The sequence below is a fragment of the Nonomuraea sp. NPDC050202 genome (assembly GCF_040656115.1).
Lineage (GTDB): Bacteria > Actinomycetota > Actinomycetes > Streptosporangiales > Streptosporangiaceae > Nonomuraea.
Genome location: NZ_JBFALF010000009.1, coordinates 51298 through 66542 on the forward strand (window position 1 = coordinate 51298; position 15245 = coordinate 66542).

Sequence of the window (15245 nt, forward strand, 5' to 3'; positions counted from 1 at the left end):
CGATGGACATTCTGCGCTTTGCCACGGCGGGAAGCGTCGACGACGGCAAGTCCACCCTCATCGGACGGTTGCTCTTCGACTCCAAGGCGATCTTCGAGGACCAACTCGAGGCCGTCGAGCGCACCTCGCGCGACCGCGGCACCGAGTACACCGACCTGTCGCTGCTGACCGACGGGCTGCGGGCCGAGCGGGAGCAGGGCATCACGATCGACGTGGCCTACCGCTACTTCGCGACCCCGCGCCGCAAGTTCATCATCGCCGACACGCCCGGGCACATCCAGTACACGCGCAACATGGTCACCGGCGCCTCCACGGCCGACCTGGCGATCGTGCTCATCGACGCCCGCAAGGGAGTGCTGGAGCAGTCGCGGCGGCACGCGTTCCTGACCTCGCTGCTGCGCGTCCCGCACCTGGTGCTGGCCGTCAACAAGATGGACCTGGTCGACTACTCCCAGGAGCGCTTCGAGGAGATCAAGGACGAGTTCACGGCGTTCGCGTCCAAGCTGAACATCGCCGACCTCACCTTCATCCCGATCTCCGCGCTCAACGGCGACAACGTGGTCTCCCGCTCGGAGAACATGCCGTGGTACCTCGGCACGTCCCTCCTGCACCACCTGGAGAACGTGCACATCGCCTCCGACCGCAACCTGACCGACGTGCGCTTCCCCGTGCAGTACGTCATCCGCCCGCAGCGGGCCACCGACCCGGCCTTCCACGACTACCGCGGCTACGCGGGTCAGGTGGCCGGCGGCGTGCTCAAGCCCGGTGACGAGGTGGTGCACCTGCCGTCGGGCCTGACCACACGGATCGCCTCGATCGACACCTTCGACGGACCGGTCGAGGAGGCGTTCCCGCCCATGTCGGTGACGCTGCGGTTCGAGGACGACCTGGACGTCTCGCGTGGTGACATGATCGCCCGGCCCAACAACCAGCCGCAGGCGGCGCAGGAGCTGGAGGCGATGGTCTGCTGGATGGCCGACGGCGTCAAGCTCGGCCCGCGCTCCAAGCTGACGATCAAGCACACCACCCGTACGGCCCGCGCCCTCGTCCGCGACCTGCACTACCGGCTCGACGTCAACACCCTGCACCGCGACGAGGAGGCCACCTCGCTCGGCCTGAACGAGATCGGCAGGGTCTCGCTGCGCGTCACGCAGCCGCTGTTCGTGGACGACTACGCGCGTAACCGCGCCACCGGCGGCTTCATCCTCGTGGACGAGACCACGAACGCCACGGTCGGCGCCGGCATGGTCATCGACGCCAGGTAGATCTTTTGGGGTTCGGGTTACCGTCCCTTTACTCTCCGCAGTAGGGTCGTCGCGTTCCGTTGTCACGACGGGAAGGCCCTCCTCCGTTGACCGATCGCACGTCCGCCCAGGTGATCTACCTGGGCGGCCTCGGCCGTAGCGGCACCACGCTGCTCGAGAGGCTCCTTGGCGAGCTTCCCGGGGTGGTGCCGCTGGGCGAGGTGGTGCATCTGTGGGACCGGGGGGTTCTCGCGGAGGAGCTCTGCGGGTGCGGCTCGGCGTTCCCCGCCTGTCCGTTCTGGCGGCAGGTGGGGGAGCGTGCGTTCGGCGGCTGGCGATCCGAGCTGGCCGAGCGGATGGTCCTGTTGCGTGGCAGGATCGACCGCACCCGCAGGATCGCGCGGATCGCGCATCCGGATCTGGCCGAGTACGCGCGGGCGTACCGGCTGCTGTACGACGCGACCGGGGCACAGGTCGTGATCGACTCCAGCAAGCACGCGTCGCTGGCCTGCTGCCTGCTGGCGAGCGGCGTGGACGTGCGCGTCGTGCACGTGGTCAGAGACCCGCGCGCGGTCGCGCACTCCTGGGGCAGGACCGTGCGCAGGCCCGAGGACGGGCGGCCGATGACCCGGTGGGGCCCGGCCCGCACCGCCCTCCACTGGTCGGCCCAGAACACCGCGCTGGAGCTGCTCCCGGGGCGCGGCGCCCGCGTGACCCGGGTCCGTTACGAGGACCTGCTCGCCGCGCCTGGCGAGACCCTGACGGCGCTGGCGCTGCGGCTCGGGCTGCCCGAGCCCGAGCTGCCGTTCCTCCAGGGCCGTACGGCCTGGCTGGGGCCCTCCCACACCGCTTCCGGCAACCCCATGCGCTTCCACGTGGGGCGGGTCGAGCTGCGGCGCGACGACTCCTGGCGCGCCGGCCTGCCCGACGCGCACCGGCGGGTCGTCAACGCCCTCACCTGGCCGCTCAGGGCCCGCTACGGCTACTGGGGGGTGGTGAGGTGAGCCCGTCGGTGGGCGTCGTCATCCCGACGCGCGGCGACCGGCCCTCGCTGCTCCGCCAGGCCGTGGACGCGGTGCTGCTGCAGGACTACCCGGGCGAGCTGCAGGTGGTCGTGGTGGCCGACGGCCGCTCTCCCCACGACGTGGCCGGCGTTCCGCGTCCCGTGCGGATCCTGCCCAACACGCTCACGCCGGGGCTGCCCGGCGCGCGCAACACCGGAATCGCCGCCTGCGGCACCGACCTGATCGCCTTCTGCGACGACGACGACGTGTGGCTGCCCGGCAAGCTCGCCGCGCAGGTGCGCGCCCTCGACGAGGCAGGCGGCGAGTTCGCCAGCTGCGCGATCGAGGTGGAGCACGGCGGGCGCCGCGTGACCCGCCTCGCGGGCACCTCCTCCGTCAGCGCCGGCGACCTGGTGCGCTCGCGGATGATGATGGTGCACTCCTCGACGTTCCTGTTCGCGCGCGGGCTGCTCTGGCCCGACGAGAGCGCGCCCGGCGGGCAGAACGAGGACTGGGATCTGGCCCTGCGCGCCGCCAAGCGGCGGCCGCTCGTTCACGTGGACCGGCCGCTTGTGCTGGTGCGCTGGGCCGGTTCCCATTACGCGGTCCGGTGGACGGACCGGATAGCCGGGCTTGAGTGGATGCTCGCCCGGCATCCCGAGCTGGCCGTGGACCCGCGTGGTGCGGCGCGGGTCCGCGGTCAGCTCGCCTTCTGCCACGCCGCGCTGGGGCAGCGGCGCGCAGCCGTCCGCTGGGCGCTGCGCGCCCTCGCCGCCCGGCTCTGGGAGCCACGCGTGCCGCTCGCGCTGGCGGTGGCGTCGGGTCTGGTCACCGCGCCCACCGTGCTGTCCGCCCTGCATGACCGGGGACACGGCATTTGACCCTGTCACCAGGCGATACCGGGCCCCTCACGGACGCTGCCCCGCCCCCGACCCAGCCCCGGACCACGCCCGCACCCCGCCCGCCGTCCGCCAGAGCGGCGGCCGCGCCGGTGGGCGGCGAGCGACCGAGGGCGGCGCGGGTGCAGGTGGCCGGGGTCGGGGTGGACGCGCTGACCGAGAGCGAGGTCGTGCGCCGGGTCGCCGAGGCTCTGGAGGCAGGGCACGGGGGGCGGATCGTCACCCCCAACGTGGACATCTGCCGCGCCGCCGCCGCCGATCCCGCGCTCCGCGAGCTGGTGTGCTCCGCCGACCTCGTCGTCCCCGACGGCATGCCGCTGGTCTGGGCGGCGCGGCTGCTCGGCACCCCCGTGCCCGAGCGGGTGACGGGCGCCGACCTGATCTGGTCGCTCAGCGAGCTCGCCGCCCGCCGCGGCTGGCCGGTCTACCTGCTCGGCGGCGGCCCGCCCGAGGTGGCCGGCAGGGCCGCCGTCGAGCTCAGGAGCCGCCATCCCGACCTCAAGGTCTGCGGGGCGCACGCGCCGCCGTACGCGTTCGACGCCACCCCCGAGGGCGCGGCCCGGGTCCGCGGGATGGTGGTGGCGGCCCGGCCGCGGCTGGTGTTCGTCGGGCTCGGCTTCCCCCGGCAGGACCGGCTCATCGCCAGGCTGCGGGAGGAGCTGCCGGGGGCGTGGTTCGTGGGCTGCGGGGCGGCCATCGCGTTCGCCGCCGGCACGGTCGCCAGGGCGCCCGCGTGGGCCGGGCGTGCCGGGCTGGAGTGGGCGTTCCGGCTGGTGCGGGAGCCCGGGCGGCTGGCAGGCCGCTACCTGGTCGACGACCTGCCGTTCGCGGTACGGCTGCTCGCCGGGTGCCTGGCCACCCGGCTCAGGTTCCCGTCAGGGCACGGACGCGGGCTGCCTCCTGCTCGCTGAGCCCGCGTGGCCCCTGCGCGAGCGCCTGGCGCGAGTCCATCCGCCGGTACGCCGTGCGTGACAGGCCCGACCACGCGAAGCCCGTCCCCGGGCCGCCCGAGGGACGGCAGCAGGCCCGGACGATCCGCCGCTCGGCCGCGGGGGTCCACCGCAGCCCCGCGTACGCGTACAGGCGCCGGAAGCCGGGCACCGGGTCGGCGGCCAGCGACTCGTACGAGGTGACGAGGATCCCCGGCGTGCGTTCCAGCACCGACCGGGTCAGGCGCCACAGCGCGGCCGCCCTGGCCACGCGGTCCCGCGACCCGGCGAGCGCGCGCAGCTCCAGCACCTCGGGATGGTCCCTGACCAGCAGCGGCTGGTCCAGCAGCTCGTGGAAGTACACCGTCCACCCGAGCCGCCGCCAGCTCGCCACGAACGACACCGGATCCCGCACCAGCGCGATCACCCGGCACCCCAGCCGTCGCGCGAACCACCCGGCACTCAGCACCGCGAACGGGTCGTCCAGCAGCGCCCGGCGGCCCGACAGGCGGCCGAGCGTGAAGGCGGTGCCGTAGCGGAGCAGGCGGGCCAGGTCGTACGGGGAGCGGTTCGCGCGCAGCTCGGCCAGCCAGTGGTAGCGCAGGCCCACGGTGTCGCGGAAGGCGGGCAGCCAGTCGCCGGAGTTGTCGTCGCAGATGTACTGGAACCGGTGCGTCACCCGCGCGTCGAGCACGCCGGGGCAGTGGCCGGGCGGGTGCTGGGGGTTGAGGGGCTCGTTGACGTAGACGAGCTCGCCTCCGGCGGCGAGCATCCTGCCCACCCAGCTCGTCCCGCTCCGCGGCAGCCCGGTGACCAGCACGGGGCTCCTGCCACCGGCGGTCCCGTCGCAGGCAGGCGGGTTGACGAGGTCGGGCGTCTTGTCACAGGCAGGCGGGGTGATGTGGCCGGCTGTCTCGTCGCCGGCGTGCGGGATCATGCGACCGCCGTCCTGCGGAGCGCCGCGAGGGTGTGGCGGCCGAAGGGGTGCAGGCCGTAGCGGCGGTGGAGCTGCCAGAGGGGCAGCAGGTTCTTGACGATGACGCCGCCCGCCCACCCGGCGACGGCCCCGAGCGCCCCGTGGGCCGGGATCAGCGCCAGGTCGAGCAGCACGGTGCAGCTGATCGCGGCCAGCAGGTTGGCCAGGCTCGTCCCGGTGTGCCCGGCGGCCGTCAGCACCACGTCCACCATCCCGCAGGCCGTCGCCACCATCATCGTCCCGGCCAGCACCAGCGCCACGGGCACCGCCACCTCGTACGCCGGCCCGAACAGCCGCAGCACCCACGGCGCCGCGGCCGCGTACGCCAGCCACACCGGCCAGGTCAGCAGCACCAGCCAGGCCGTCGCCGCCTGGTACAGCTCGCCGGCCCGCTCCCGCTCACCGTCGGCCAGCGCCCTGACCAGCCCGGCCTGCACCGTCTGCGCCAGCCCCTGGTTGGCGAGCTGCCCGACGACCTTGAACCGGGTGGCCGCCGTGTAGACGGCCGCCTGCGCGGGCCCGGCGAGCACCGCCACGATGACGATGTCCACCCGCTGGAACACCGCCTGGATCGCCCCCGCCACCGACCGCGGCGCCGTGTAGCGCCACAGGTCCCGCCCCGTCCCCGGCAGGTACGGCGTCCGCGGCACCCGCCTCCTCAGCCCGGCCGCAGCCAGGACCAGAACCGGCAGGTACGGCGCCCCCCACGCCACCGTCAGCCCCCACCCGGAGACCCCCGCCAGCGCCGCCCCGCCCACCAGCAGGACCTGGCCGACCGGCACGAGCACCCCGTCGAGCAGCACCGTGGGCCGCATGACCCCGAACCCGCGGGTGGCGGCCAGCAGCACGTCCGCCACCACCATGATCGGCAGCAGCGCGGCCAGCGGCCCGAGCCGCGGGTACAGCGCCACCGCCGCCACCGCGGCCACGAGCGCGCACGGCACCAGCGCCGCCCGGATATATCCGGAAATGCCGAGGTAGCTGTAGGTTTTGGCGCGCGCGATGAAGTAGATCAGCCCGTTCCCGGCGTCCAGCTTCGCGATGCCGGACACCATGAGCGCCAGCGCGGTCGCCGTGAAGAACGCGCCCGCCTCGGCCGCCGGATACGCCCTGGTCACCACCACCACGAGGACGAACTGCGCCAGCGCCCCCAGTGCCGCCCCGCCGAGCCCGGCCAGCCCCCTGCGCCCGATCACCGCCGCCACGACGGCTCACCACCCAGCCAGCGCGCCAGCCGCGCGTCGTACGCCTCGAAGTGGTCCCGCAACGCCCGCGCCAGCACCTGGGGCACCCGGCGCGGCAGCGCCCGCCCGTTGTGCCGCTCGAACGCCGGATACCCCAGGTGCGGCACCCCCAGGAAGTCCAGCACCCGGTCGTAGACGGGCTCAGGCTCGGCGAAGAAGCGGTGGCTGTCCAGCACGAGGATGCGCTCGCGGCCGACCAGCGGCTCCAGCCGCTCGAGTTGGTCGGCGTAGCGGCCCCTGGCGAGGTAGGCGTGGTGGCGGTGCGAGTGGTGCAGCGCGAACGGCGACCCACGCAGCAGCTCCTCGGCCCCGGCCAGGCGCTGGGCCTCCAGCTCCACCGCGTACTCGAAGTGCGACTCCGTCTCGAACCCCCTGGCCAGCTCGTGGGCGTGCGCGGACACGGCCCGCTCCACCGGGTCGCGGACCAGGACGATCACCTTGACCCCCGGCAGGTCGGCGGCGATGCGCTCCCCGGCCAGCGGATGGAACAGGTAGTAGGGGGAGGACTCGTAGGCCTGGGCGCGCATGCCGTACCGGTGGTGGAGCAGCGCCGCGCCCACCCGCAGCGGGAAGTGCGCCTGGTACCAGGCCATCCCGCGCCAGTAGGCGACGTCGAAGTAGTGCACGCCCTTGTGCAGCACGGGTTTGAGCAGCAGCGGGTGCTGGGCCAGCGCCCGGTACAGGGAGGTGGTGCCGCACCGCTGCGCACCCATGATCAGGAACGCGGGCAGCAGGCGCGCCCCCGACGTGAACCGTCCCGTGGCCCGCGACAGCGACAGCACCGATCGCTTCATCGTCCTCATGTCAGCAGCTCCTCGTGATCGACGGCCGGGTTGAGCCAGGACTCCGGCGGGCCGAGCGGCGCGTGACCGTCGGCGGCGTGCCGCTCGGCCAGCACGATGAGGTAGCGCAGCGCGGTCTGCCTGGCCGCCGACGGCGTCACCCCGAGCGGCGCCAGCACCCGCGCGGCCCGCGCCACGCACGCCCGCGCCGCGAGCGGCGGCGCCATCCTGCGCAGCGCCCGCTGGAAGAAGTGGTGCACGGCGTCGAAGCCGTACGGCACGCCGATCTCGTAGCGCTCCCAGTCCCACACCAGCAGCCGCCCGTCGTGCGAGCGGCACATGTTCCAGGGCGCGAGGTCGCCGTGCCAGGCGGGGCGGCCGTCGCCGGTGCCGGCGATCTCCCTGACCGCGTCCAGCAGCAGCGGGCCAGGCACCCGGCCGCGGCGCGCCCTCCCGGGCACCGGCAGGGGTGACAGCGCCAGCACCGACAACCCCCGCCATTCGCCGTGGTGCAGCACGCTCGGGGCGGCGACCGTGTCCAGGGACAGCCCGGCCAGCCTGCGCAGCGTCGCCGCCTCGGCGTCGACCAGCGCGCGGGCCCGCGCGCTGTCGCCGATCTTCACGAACGCCAGCCGCCGCCCGCCTGAGTGCGCCTCCAGGATGGGCTTGCGGTTGGCCCGCAGCGCCGGCCGCACGTGCAGGACGGTCTCGACCGGCCGGTGGAAGACCTCGCTGAGGTGCGCCGCGATGGAGCCCTCGACGGGCACCACGACCGGGGAGCCGAGGTGCCACCAGCGACGCGGCGCCAGCCTGCGCGGCACGGCGGCGTGCGGCAGCAGGGTGTACTCCCTGGGCGCCCCGGGCCCCGGATACAGCAGCCGCACGGTCTCCGCGAGGTACCCGAGCCGGACGGCGGCATCCCTCATGAGTTCCTCCACAGCAGGGCGAACGAGACGAGGTAGAGGGTGAGGGGCGTGACCAGGCCGTCGTAGATGAACATGTAGAGCAGCACCAGCCCCATCACGAGCACCCCGGCCAGCCCGACGGGGCTGCGGTCGCGCCAGTGGCGCCGGATCGCGCCCAGGAAGAACGCCACGTACAGCGCGGCCCCGGTGAACCCCTGCGTGATGATCAGCAGCCAGAGCTGCCCGTCGCTGCCCAGCGGCGGATGCCCGCACGTGTCGCACCAGTCGGTCTTGCCCGTGGTGATCGTGCGGTGGTTGCCGGTGGCGTTGCGCGTGTTGCCGTACCCGATCACGGGGGAGTGCCCGGCGGCGGTGAGGGTGGCGCTGACGGTGAAGGCGCGGATGTCGTTGGAGTGCGGCCGGTCCAGGCGCTGCGCGAACAGGGAGGCCAGCGGGCTGAGCGCGAACGCCAGCGCCGCCGCCGCGAGCCCGCCGCACAGCGCGGCCCTGGTGCGCCCGCCCACCCGGACGATCACGTACAGGACGGCCAGGCCGAGCCCGATCCACAGGCCCCGGTTGAGCGAGTACACGATCGGGATGGCGGCCAGGGCGAGCACCACGGCCACGAAGAGCCTGTGCCGCGCCCTGCCGTACACCCACCAGCCCACCACGAACCAGACCAGCAGCACCGACGCGTTGCTGCCCCAGGCGTTGGCCCACTCGTACGGCGCCTCGGGCCTGGGGGAGGCGAAGCCGAGCACCTTCTGCGTCTGGGCGGCCGTGGGGTGGATGAGGTTCTGCACGAACGAGTTCCCGCTGATCCACTCCGGCAGCAGCATCTCCACCGGCGAGGTGTAGGCGAAGCCGGGCAGGAACACGCCGAGCAGCCCGCCCGCGACCGTGCTGACGAACAACACGCCGAGCATGCGTACCAGGCGGAGCTGCGGCAGCTCCCGCTCGGTGAGGTTGCCCAGGTACAGCACGGTGATCAGGACGGAGCAGTAGAGCGCCAGCCGCATGCCGTAACCGATGAGCCGGCCCGCCCCGAGCCCGCCGTACGTGCCGGGCGGTGACTCGCCCAGCATCAGCCCGCTGACCAGGTATCCGGCCAGCAGCAGCACCCACAGCCCGAACCCGCGGGGCACCCTGATCGGCCGCCGCCGCCACAGCACCACGGCCATGGGCACGGCCAGCACGATCACCGACAGCCCGCCGAACCCCAGCGCCCACCAGACCGGGTAGCCGACCAGCAGCGCCGCGATGGGCCACGCGGCCCGTGTCATGCCGGCCCCTTCACGTCGGCCCTGTCACGGTTGCTTGCCGGGGCGTCTCGGGTGGTGGTGGAGCGCCTGCATGGGGGTGGTCTCGGCCGACACGCTCGGCTCCAGCTCGCCGCTCGCGACGAGCTTGCCGAGCGGGCTGTGCGGCCGCGGCTCCAGCAGCGGCACGAACGACGGCACCGCGTCGGTGGTCGTCACCACGCCGATCACCGGCACGTCGTGCCGGGCGAGCTGGCGGACGGCGGCCGCGACCTCGTCGGCGGAGACCAGGCCCAGGCCGATCAGCAGCACGGCGGCGTCCGACCTGGACAGGTCGCGTACGTCGGAGCCGTCGAGCACGACCAGCGGCGCGCTCACGGCGAGCGGCTCGGCCAGCGACGAGGCGTACAGGTCGGCGGGCAGCGCCCGGATCAGCAGCCGCTTGCCGGGGCACGCGGAGACGGCGGCGCAGGCCAGGTCGTGCAGCGCGCCGTGCTCGCGCGGGCTGGACAGGTCGCTGAGCAGGGGCAGGCCGGTGAGCCGCTCGACGTCGGCGGGTGTGCGCAGGCGCCGGTCGAGGCGGTCGCGGAGGTAGGCGGCGGCCGAGCCGATCAGCAGCCCGGCCATCAGCCCGGTGCCCAGGTAGAGGGGCAGTCTGGGGGAGCTGGGCGCCTCTGGTGGCGCGGCCTGGCTGATGACCGTGCCGGGGGTGATCGCGACCGTTCTGAGCGCGTCGTACTTCAGTGCCAGGCTGGCCGCCTGACGGTTGAGCACGCCCTGCCGCTGGGCGGCGATGGCGTGCTGCGGGCTGCCCTTGGGCAGGGTGCCGAGCTGCTTGATCACCTGGTCGATCGCGGCGTTGACCTGCCTGAGCTTGCTGAGCACGGCCTCCTGCTGCTCGGCCATGGAGGTCAGCGCGCTCTCGCGGCGGTTGGCGAGGTACGCCTCGGCGTACGCGCCGGCCTGCGCGGCCGCGGTGGCGGGGTGGGCGGCCGTCACCGAGATCCACAACACCGCGGAGTTCGGTGGCACGGTGACCTCGACCGGTTCGGTCCTGTCGAGCCCGAGTGCTTTGGCGGCGCGCGCCGCGACCACGGCCGACTGGGCGACCTGGGCCTCGGTGTCGAGGTTCAGCGACTCTCGCTGGCGGCTGGTCACCTGGTTGGCCTGCTCCTGCGGGCCGACCGGCATGACGAGCACCTGCGTCGTGGCGGTGTAGGCGGGCGGGGTCAGGCGCATCAGCGCCAGCCCCGCGGTGCCGCCGATCACGACGCAGCCCACGAGGAGCAGCCACCGCCTGCGCAACAGCGAGAGGTGCTCGTCCAGGTCGGTGCCGGAGCTCATGTGCGCCCACTATAAGAGGGACGGTCAGCACCCAGGTTGAATACTCAAGATTTTCTCCGGTAAGGCCATAAACAAGCAATCGGATAAAGCGAAATATCAGGAAATTTGGAACGTCACCTCACCGCTACGAACTGGGGAGACTTCCACACTGGCTGAAGTTCCAGGAATGACATGGCAAGGTTCAGGTGTGAGATGCGGGGTCGTTCGACGAGGGGGTTGGAAGGCTTTGCAGCAACGGGGCATTTCCCAGGAAAAACCATTCACCACCGCAATTCTGGCCATGGTCGTGCTGCTGGCCGCCTGCTCCAGCGCCGAAGGCTCCGACGTCCTGCCGGTGCCGGTCCAGGCTCCCGTGGCCAAGCCGGCGGGCGCGCCCGCCTGTACGGCCACCACCCGGCTCATCCCGTCCTGCGGCGCGTGGTGGGGCATGGCGCCCGAGGTCTTCACCGGCGCCCCGGTGGAGCAGGCTCTGCACGGGGCGGAGTCGCGCATGGGCGCACCGGCCGACGTGTTGCACGTCTACCACCGGGGCAGCGAGCTGTTCCCGACCGCGGCGGAGATCAGGCTGGCCCGCGACCCGGCCAGGCCGCGGCTGCTCATGATCAACTGGAAGCCGTCGTTCGACCACACGTGGGCGGAGATCGCCGAGGGGGCGCTCGACGCCAGGATCGACCGGCTGGCCGGCCATCTGAGACGCACCTTCCCCGAACGGTTCTTCCTCACCCTGCACCACGAGCCGGAGAACGACGTCGACGCCTCCTCGGGCTCCGGTATGTCGGCGGCCGACTACGCGGCCATGTTCCGGCACGTCGTGCTCAGGCTGCGGGAGAAGGGCGTCAAGAACGCGGTCGTCGTCATGACGTACATGGGCGCGCCCAACTGGGCGGCCAAGTCCTGGTTCGAGGAGCTGTACCCCGGTGACGACGTGGTCGACTGGGTGGCGATGGACCCGTACGCCGACGACCGGGTGCACGACTTCGACGGGCTGGTGAACAAGACGCGCAAGGAGTACCCCGACTGGCCGGGCTTCTACCGGTGGATGCAGGCGCGCTTCCCCGGCAAGCCGGTCATGGTGGCCGAGTGGGGGGTGTTCGAGCGGCCGAAGGACCGCTCGTTCAAGCGGCGCTTCTTCGAGTCCGCGCTCAAGCAGATCAAGCGTTACCCGCAGATCAAGGCCTTGCTCTACTTCGACTCGCCGCAGGCGCCGCGCGGCGACACGAGCTTCGACTCCGACCCGGGGGCGGACCGGGCGTTCACCGAGCTGGCTCGAGATCCGTACTTTCGCTCGACACCCGTGCCGCGGCCCTGACCCGCACCCGCCAGCCGATCACGGTGACCGCGGTGGCGGCGAGCAGCGCCCAGACGGTGAGCGTGTTGCTCACGTCGAGCAGCTTCAGCGCGGAGGCGAGCAGGACGATCGCCAGCATGGCCCTGATCAGGCCGCCGGGAGCGCGCGAGGAGATCCTGGCGCCGAGGTAGACGCCCGGGATGGAGCCGATGAGCAGCGACAGCGTGAGGTCCAGCTGGAAGTCGCCGAACAGGATGTGACCGAGCGCGGCGGCGGCGACCAGGGGCACGGCCTGTACCAGGTCGGTGCCGACGAGCTGGTTGGCCTTGAGTGCCGGGTAGAGGACGAGCAGGGCCACGATGATCAGGGACCCGGAGCCGACGGAGGAGATGCCCACCACCAGGCCGCCGACCGTACCGACCAGTAGGGTAGGAATTGGGCGCACGACGATGTCGTGCGCGCTCGACGTGCCTCCCCGCCCGCCGAGCCAGCTCTTCAGCGCCATGCCCGCCACGGCCAGCAGCAGCGCGACGCCGAGCGCGTACTTGACCGCGTCGCTCACCGCGAACGCCCTGGCCAGGAACACCCCGCAGAACGCCGCCGGCACCGAGCCCACGCACAACCAGCCGACCAGGCGCAGGTTGACCGTGCCGCGGCGCAGGTGCACGACGCTGCCGACCGGCTTCATCACGGCCGAGGCGACCAGGTCGCTGGAGACCGCGGCCAGCGGCGGGACGTTGAAGAACAACATCATCATCGGGGTCATGAGCGCGCCGCCGCCCATCCCGGTCAGCCCGACCACGATGGCGACGACGAATGACCCGGCGATCAGCGCCCAGTCGATCAACGGATCCACCTTCCGCTCCTGAGCGTGTCCAGCACCCTGGACACGGCCGCCTCGATCGAGATGTGCGTGGTGTCGATGACCAGGTCGGCGTCGTCCGGCTCCTCGTAGGGGTCGGAGACGCCGGTGAACTCGGGGATCAGGCCGGCGCGCGCCTTGGCGTACAGGCCCTTGCGGTCGCGCCGCTCGCACTCCTCCAGCGGCGTGGCGACGTGCACGAGCAGGAAGTCGGCCCCGACGGACTCGACCATCTCGCGCACCTCCTCGCGGGTGGCCGCGTACGGCGCGATCGGGGCGCAGATGGCCAGGCCGCCGTGGCGGGCGGCCTCGGCGGCGACGAAGCCGATGCGCCGGATGTTCAGGTCGCGGTCCTGCTTGGAGAAGGTCAGGCCCTTGGAGAGCAGGTGGCGCACCACGTCGCCGTCGAGGTAGGTCACCGTGCGGCTGCCCAGCTCCAGCAGCGCGTCACGCAGCCCGCGGGCGATCGTGGACTTGCCCGAGCCCGACAGGCCCGTGAAGAACACCACCAGGCCGCGGCGGTGCGGCGGGCCGGGGATGTGCACGGGATCGGGGCCCGCCAGGTGCTCGGTGGCGCCGTAGGCGGTGGCGACGAGCTCGCGCAGCTCCAGGTCGAGCTCGGGCTCCTCGCGCGGGGCCAGGGGCACGGGGACGACGAGCGTGCCCGCCGGGAGCTGCTCCTTGGCGCGCAGCGCGGCCCGGACGACCGCCGGGCCCGCCTCGCCGTACGCGAGGGGGAGCAGCAGGATCGTCCCGTCCAGCTCCTTGGCGGTGGCGACGATCTCGTCGAGCTCGTCGAGCGGGCCGCGCATGGTGACGCCCAGCGCGGGGCTCCCGCCGAGCGCCTCCTTGACCTGGGCTGGGGTACGCCGCAGCCGCCCGAACGGCCCGTGCTCGGGGGAGCTCAGCGCCTTCAGCGGCCCCGAGGTGAGGCCGTCGGGCTCGTGCGCCGTCACGGTCATGACGGCCAGCGGCAGGCCCTCGGGGTCGAGCAGGGTGACCTCGTCGCCCGGCTCGACGGCGGCGTCGAGATGGAGGGTGACGGGTGCGGGCCACGGGGTGCCGTCGGCGAGCGTGCCGCGCTCGTGCACGGTGTGCAGGTCGTCGTGGCCCAGGAACCCCGTCAGCGGCTCGAACGCGCCGGAGAGCAGCAGTTCGAGATCGGCCAGCTCGCGCGGGTCGGGGGTCCACTCCACGTTGTCTGCATCCCAACTATTCCGATTGAATTGGTAGGGAAGGAGTCTACCGGCTGATACCAGTGTGTCGCTAGACCCCCTCCTGGGGTCGTGGGGTCCCAGTACGACTCACAGCAGCCGCGCGAAGTGGTGCTGAGGCTTGCGGATCACCATGGTGATCTCGTCGTGGGAGGCGGGAAAGCGCCCGCTGGTCAGCTTGGACGCCAGCACGACGGCGACGGCGCCGATCCGGCGCGAGCGGGCCGGCCCGCTCAGGTTGCGCTCGTCATCGGTGATCATCAGGCCGCGGCTGAGACAGAACGCGTGCAGCCCGTCGCTGGAGGCCAGGGGCTCGTACACGGCGGGCAGCGGGCCCGGCGTGCCGGGCCGGACCAGGCCGCGCCAGAGCAGGCGGCGCAGCGGGCCCGGCGTGAGGCGGTCGAGCAGCCCGTACGCCGACCGCCGGTCGCGCATGCGCAGCAGCACCAGCCCGCCGGGACGCAGCGACTGCAGCAGCCGGTCGAAGACCAGCTCCGCGTGCCGCACCCGCTCCAGCAGGAACGACAGCTGGATGATGTCGAAGCCGCGCGGCGGCAGCGGCACCGAGCGCAGGTCACCGAGCTGCCAGGCGACCAGGTCGGCCCGCTCCGCCAGGACCCGCCTGATCGCGGGATGGTCTTCGTCGGCCCCGGTGGCCCTGGTCTCGATGTGCTCGAGCACCAGCGGCTCGTCGTGGGCGCACCCGGCGACCAGCACGTCCAGCCGCCTCATCGGTTGCCCGGCAACGTGCTCGCGGACCCGTTGACCGAAGAGGTCGCCTCGCTGGGCGACCGATCGCACCTCAGACATGTGACCTACAGTAATCAACCGCTCCCCCCTCGTAATGCATTTCCCTGCTAGCGTCCTGGCCTGTGAGCGATCAGGTCTACGTCGGCAACGCGGGTCTGGACGCCGCGGGCGACCGGGGATGGTTGCTCGGTCACTTCAAACCCCCCGGCGATCCAAGACACAGCGACGACGTCGAGATCAAGTGGGGCGTGCACCCCGCCGGCGACGAGCGGGCCGAGTGGGTCAAGGGGGAGGCGCGCACCGCGCTGCTGGTACTGATCAGCGGCCGGTTCCGGGTGGAGCTGCCGGGGCGCAGCGTGCTGCTGTGCGAGCCGGGCGACTACGTGGTGTGGGGCAAGGGCGTCGACCATTCCTGGCGGGCGGAGGCGGCCTCGACGGTGCTGACCGTGCGCTGGCCCTCCGTGCCTGGTTATCGAGTTGGCTGAGCCGCCGCGGCGAGTAGGCTGGTGAGGGACCCCCGCGACCTGATACGGCCGGGGGTAGTC

Annotated in this window: 15 protein-coding genes; 6 read left to right on the forward strand and 9 right to left on the reverse strand. The window is 72.8% G+C overall.

Going from position 1 to position 15245, the window contains the following annotated elements; translation table 11 throughout:
• The first annotated feature begins 2 nt into the window (after positions 1–2).
• The 4 genes from cysN to AB0I79_RS24735 all read left to right on the forward strand — a co-directional run bounded on the left by cysN (position 3) and on the right by AB0I79_RS24735 (position 4058).
• Complete coding sequence (gene cysN, locus AB0I79_RS24720; protein ID WP_357876694.1) at positions 3–1265, forward strand: sulfate adenylyltransferase subunit CysN; 1263 nt, start codon at positions 3–5, stop codon at positions 1263–1265.
• A gap of 86 nt (positions 1266–1351) precedes the next feature.
• Positions 1352–2248, forward strand: a complete 897-nt coding sequence (locus AB0I79_RS24725; protein ID WP_357876696.1) for a sulfotransferase — start codon at positions 1352–1354, stop codon at positions 2246–2248.
• Entirely contained in the window at positions 2245–3129 is an 885-nt protein-coding gene (locus AB0I79_RS24730) for a glycosyltransferase family A protein (protein WP_357876698.1), read from the forward strand. The genes AB0I79_RS24725 and AB0I79_RS24730 overlap by 4 nt, the downstream gene beginning before the upstream one ends.
• A gap of 140 nt (positions 3130–3269) precedes the next feature.
• Positions 3270–4058, forward strand: coding sequence for a WecB/TagA/CpsF family glycosyltransferase (locus tag AB0I79_RS24735; RefSeq protein ID WP_357876700.1), 789 nt, complete (start codon positions 3270–3272; stop codon positions 4056–4058).
• Here AB0I79_RS24735 and AB0I79_RS24740 read toward each other — a convergent pair.
• From AB0I79_RS24740 to AB0I79_RS24765, 6 genes are read right to left on the reverse strand one after another with little or no spacing between them, the layout of a single operon-like run.
• Positions 4012–5013 carry a sulfotransferase gene (locus AB0I79_RS24740; RefSeq protein ID WP_357876702.1) on the reverse strand — a complete coding sequence of 334 codons (1002 nt, stop codon included), beginning with the start codon at positions 5011–5013 and terminating at the stop codon, positions 4012–4014. The genes AB0I79_RS24735 and AB0I79_RS24740 overlap by 47 nt on opposite strands.
• A complete protein-coding gene (locus tag AB0I79_RS24745) occupies positions 5010–6257 on the reverse strand; it encodes a lipopolysaccharide biosynthesis protein (protein ID WP_357876704.1) in 1248 nt (415 codons plus the stop codon). Before AB0I79_RS24745 ends, AB0I79_RS24740 begins: the two co-directional genes overlap by 4 nt.
• A complete protein-coding gene (locus tag AB0I79_RS24750; protein WP_357876705.1) occupies positions 6245–7099 on the reverse strand; it encodes a sulfotransferase in 855 nt (284 codons plus the stop codon). Before AB0I79_RS24750 ends, AB0I79_RS24745 begins: the two co-directional genes overlap by 13 nt.
• On the reverse strand, positions 7096–8004 hold the full coding sequence (locus AB0I79_RS24755; protein WP_357876707.1) for a hypothetical protein: 909 nt from the start codon (positions 8002–8004) through the stop codon (positions 7096–7098). The genes AB0I79_RS24750 and AB0I79_RS24755 overlap by 4 nt, the downstream gene beginning before the upstream one ends.
• On the reverse strand, positions 8001–9266 hold the full coding sequence (locus AB0I79_RS24760; protein WP_357876709.1) for a hypothetical protein: 1266 nt from the start codon (positions 9264–9266) through the stop codon (positions 8001–8003). Before AB0I79_RS24760 ends, AB0I79_RS24755 begins: the two co-directional genes overlap by 4 nt.
• A 24-nt stretch (positions 9267–9290) precedes the next feature.
• The gene (locus tag AB0I79_RS24765; RefSeq protein ID WP_357876711.1) at positions 9291–10586 is read right to left on the reverse strand and encodes a Wzz/FepE/Etk N-terminal domain-containing protein; all 1296 of its coding nucleotides are present in this window, start codon (positions 10584–10586) and stop codon (positions 9291–9293) included.
• Positions 10587–10866: 280 nt separating this feature from the next.
• Here AB0I79_RS24765 and AB0I79_RS24770 point away from each other — a divergent pair, with 280 nt between their 5' ends.
• Positions 10867–11895, forward strand: coding sequence for a glycosyl hydrolase (locus AB0I79_RS24770; RefSeq protein ID WP_357876713.1), 1029 nt, complete (start codon positions 10867–10869; stop codon positions 11893–11895).
• Here AB0I79_RS24770 and AB0I79_RS24775 read toward each other — a convergent pair.
• The 3 genes from AB0I79_RS24775 to AB0I79_RS24785 form a co-directional block, all read right to left on the reverse strand.
• On the reverse strand, positions 11840–12730 hold the full coding sequence (locus AB0I79_RS24775; RefSeq protein ID WP_357876715.1) for a sulfite exporter TauE/SafE family protein: 891 nt from the start codon (positions 12728–12730) through the stop codon (positions 11840–11842). The two genes, AB0I79_RS24770 and AB0I79_RS24775, sit on opposite strands and share 56 nt — an antisense overlap.
• A complete protein-coding gene (gene cysC, locus AB0I79_RS24780; RefSeq protein WP_357876717.1) occupies positions 12718–13932 on the reverse strand; it encodes an adenylyl-sulfate kinase in 1215 nt (404 codons plus the stop codon). The genes AB0I79_RS24775 and cysC overlap by 13 nt, the downstream gene beginning before the upstream one ends.
• Positions 13933–14040: 108 nt before the next feature.
• Entirely contained in the window at positions 14041–14760 is a 720-nt protein-coding gene (locus tag AB0I79_RS24785) for a class I SAM-dependent methyltransferase (RefSeq protein ID WP_357876719.1), read from the reverse strand.
• A 62-nt stretch (positions 14761–14822) separates the two neighbouring features.
• Here AB0I79_RS24785 and AB0I79_RS24790 point away from each other — a divergent pair, with 62 nt between their 5' ends.
• Positions 14823–15185, forward strand: a complete 363-nt coding sequence (locus AB0I79_RS24790; protein ID WP_357876720.1) for a signal peptidase I — start codon at positions 14823–14825, stop codon at positions 15183–15185.
• The last annotated feature ends 60 nt before the right edge of the window (positions 15186–15245 follow it).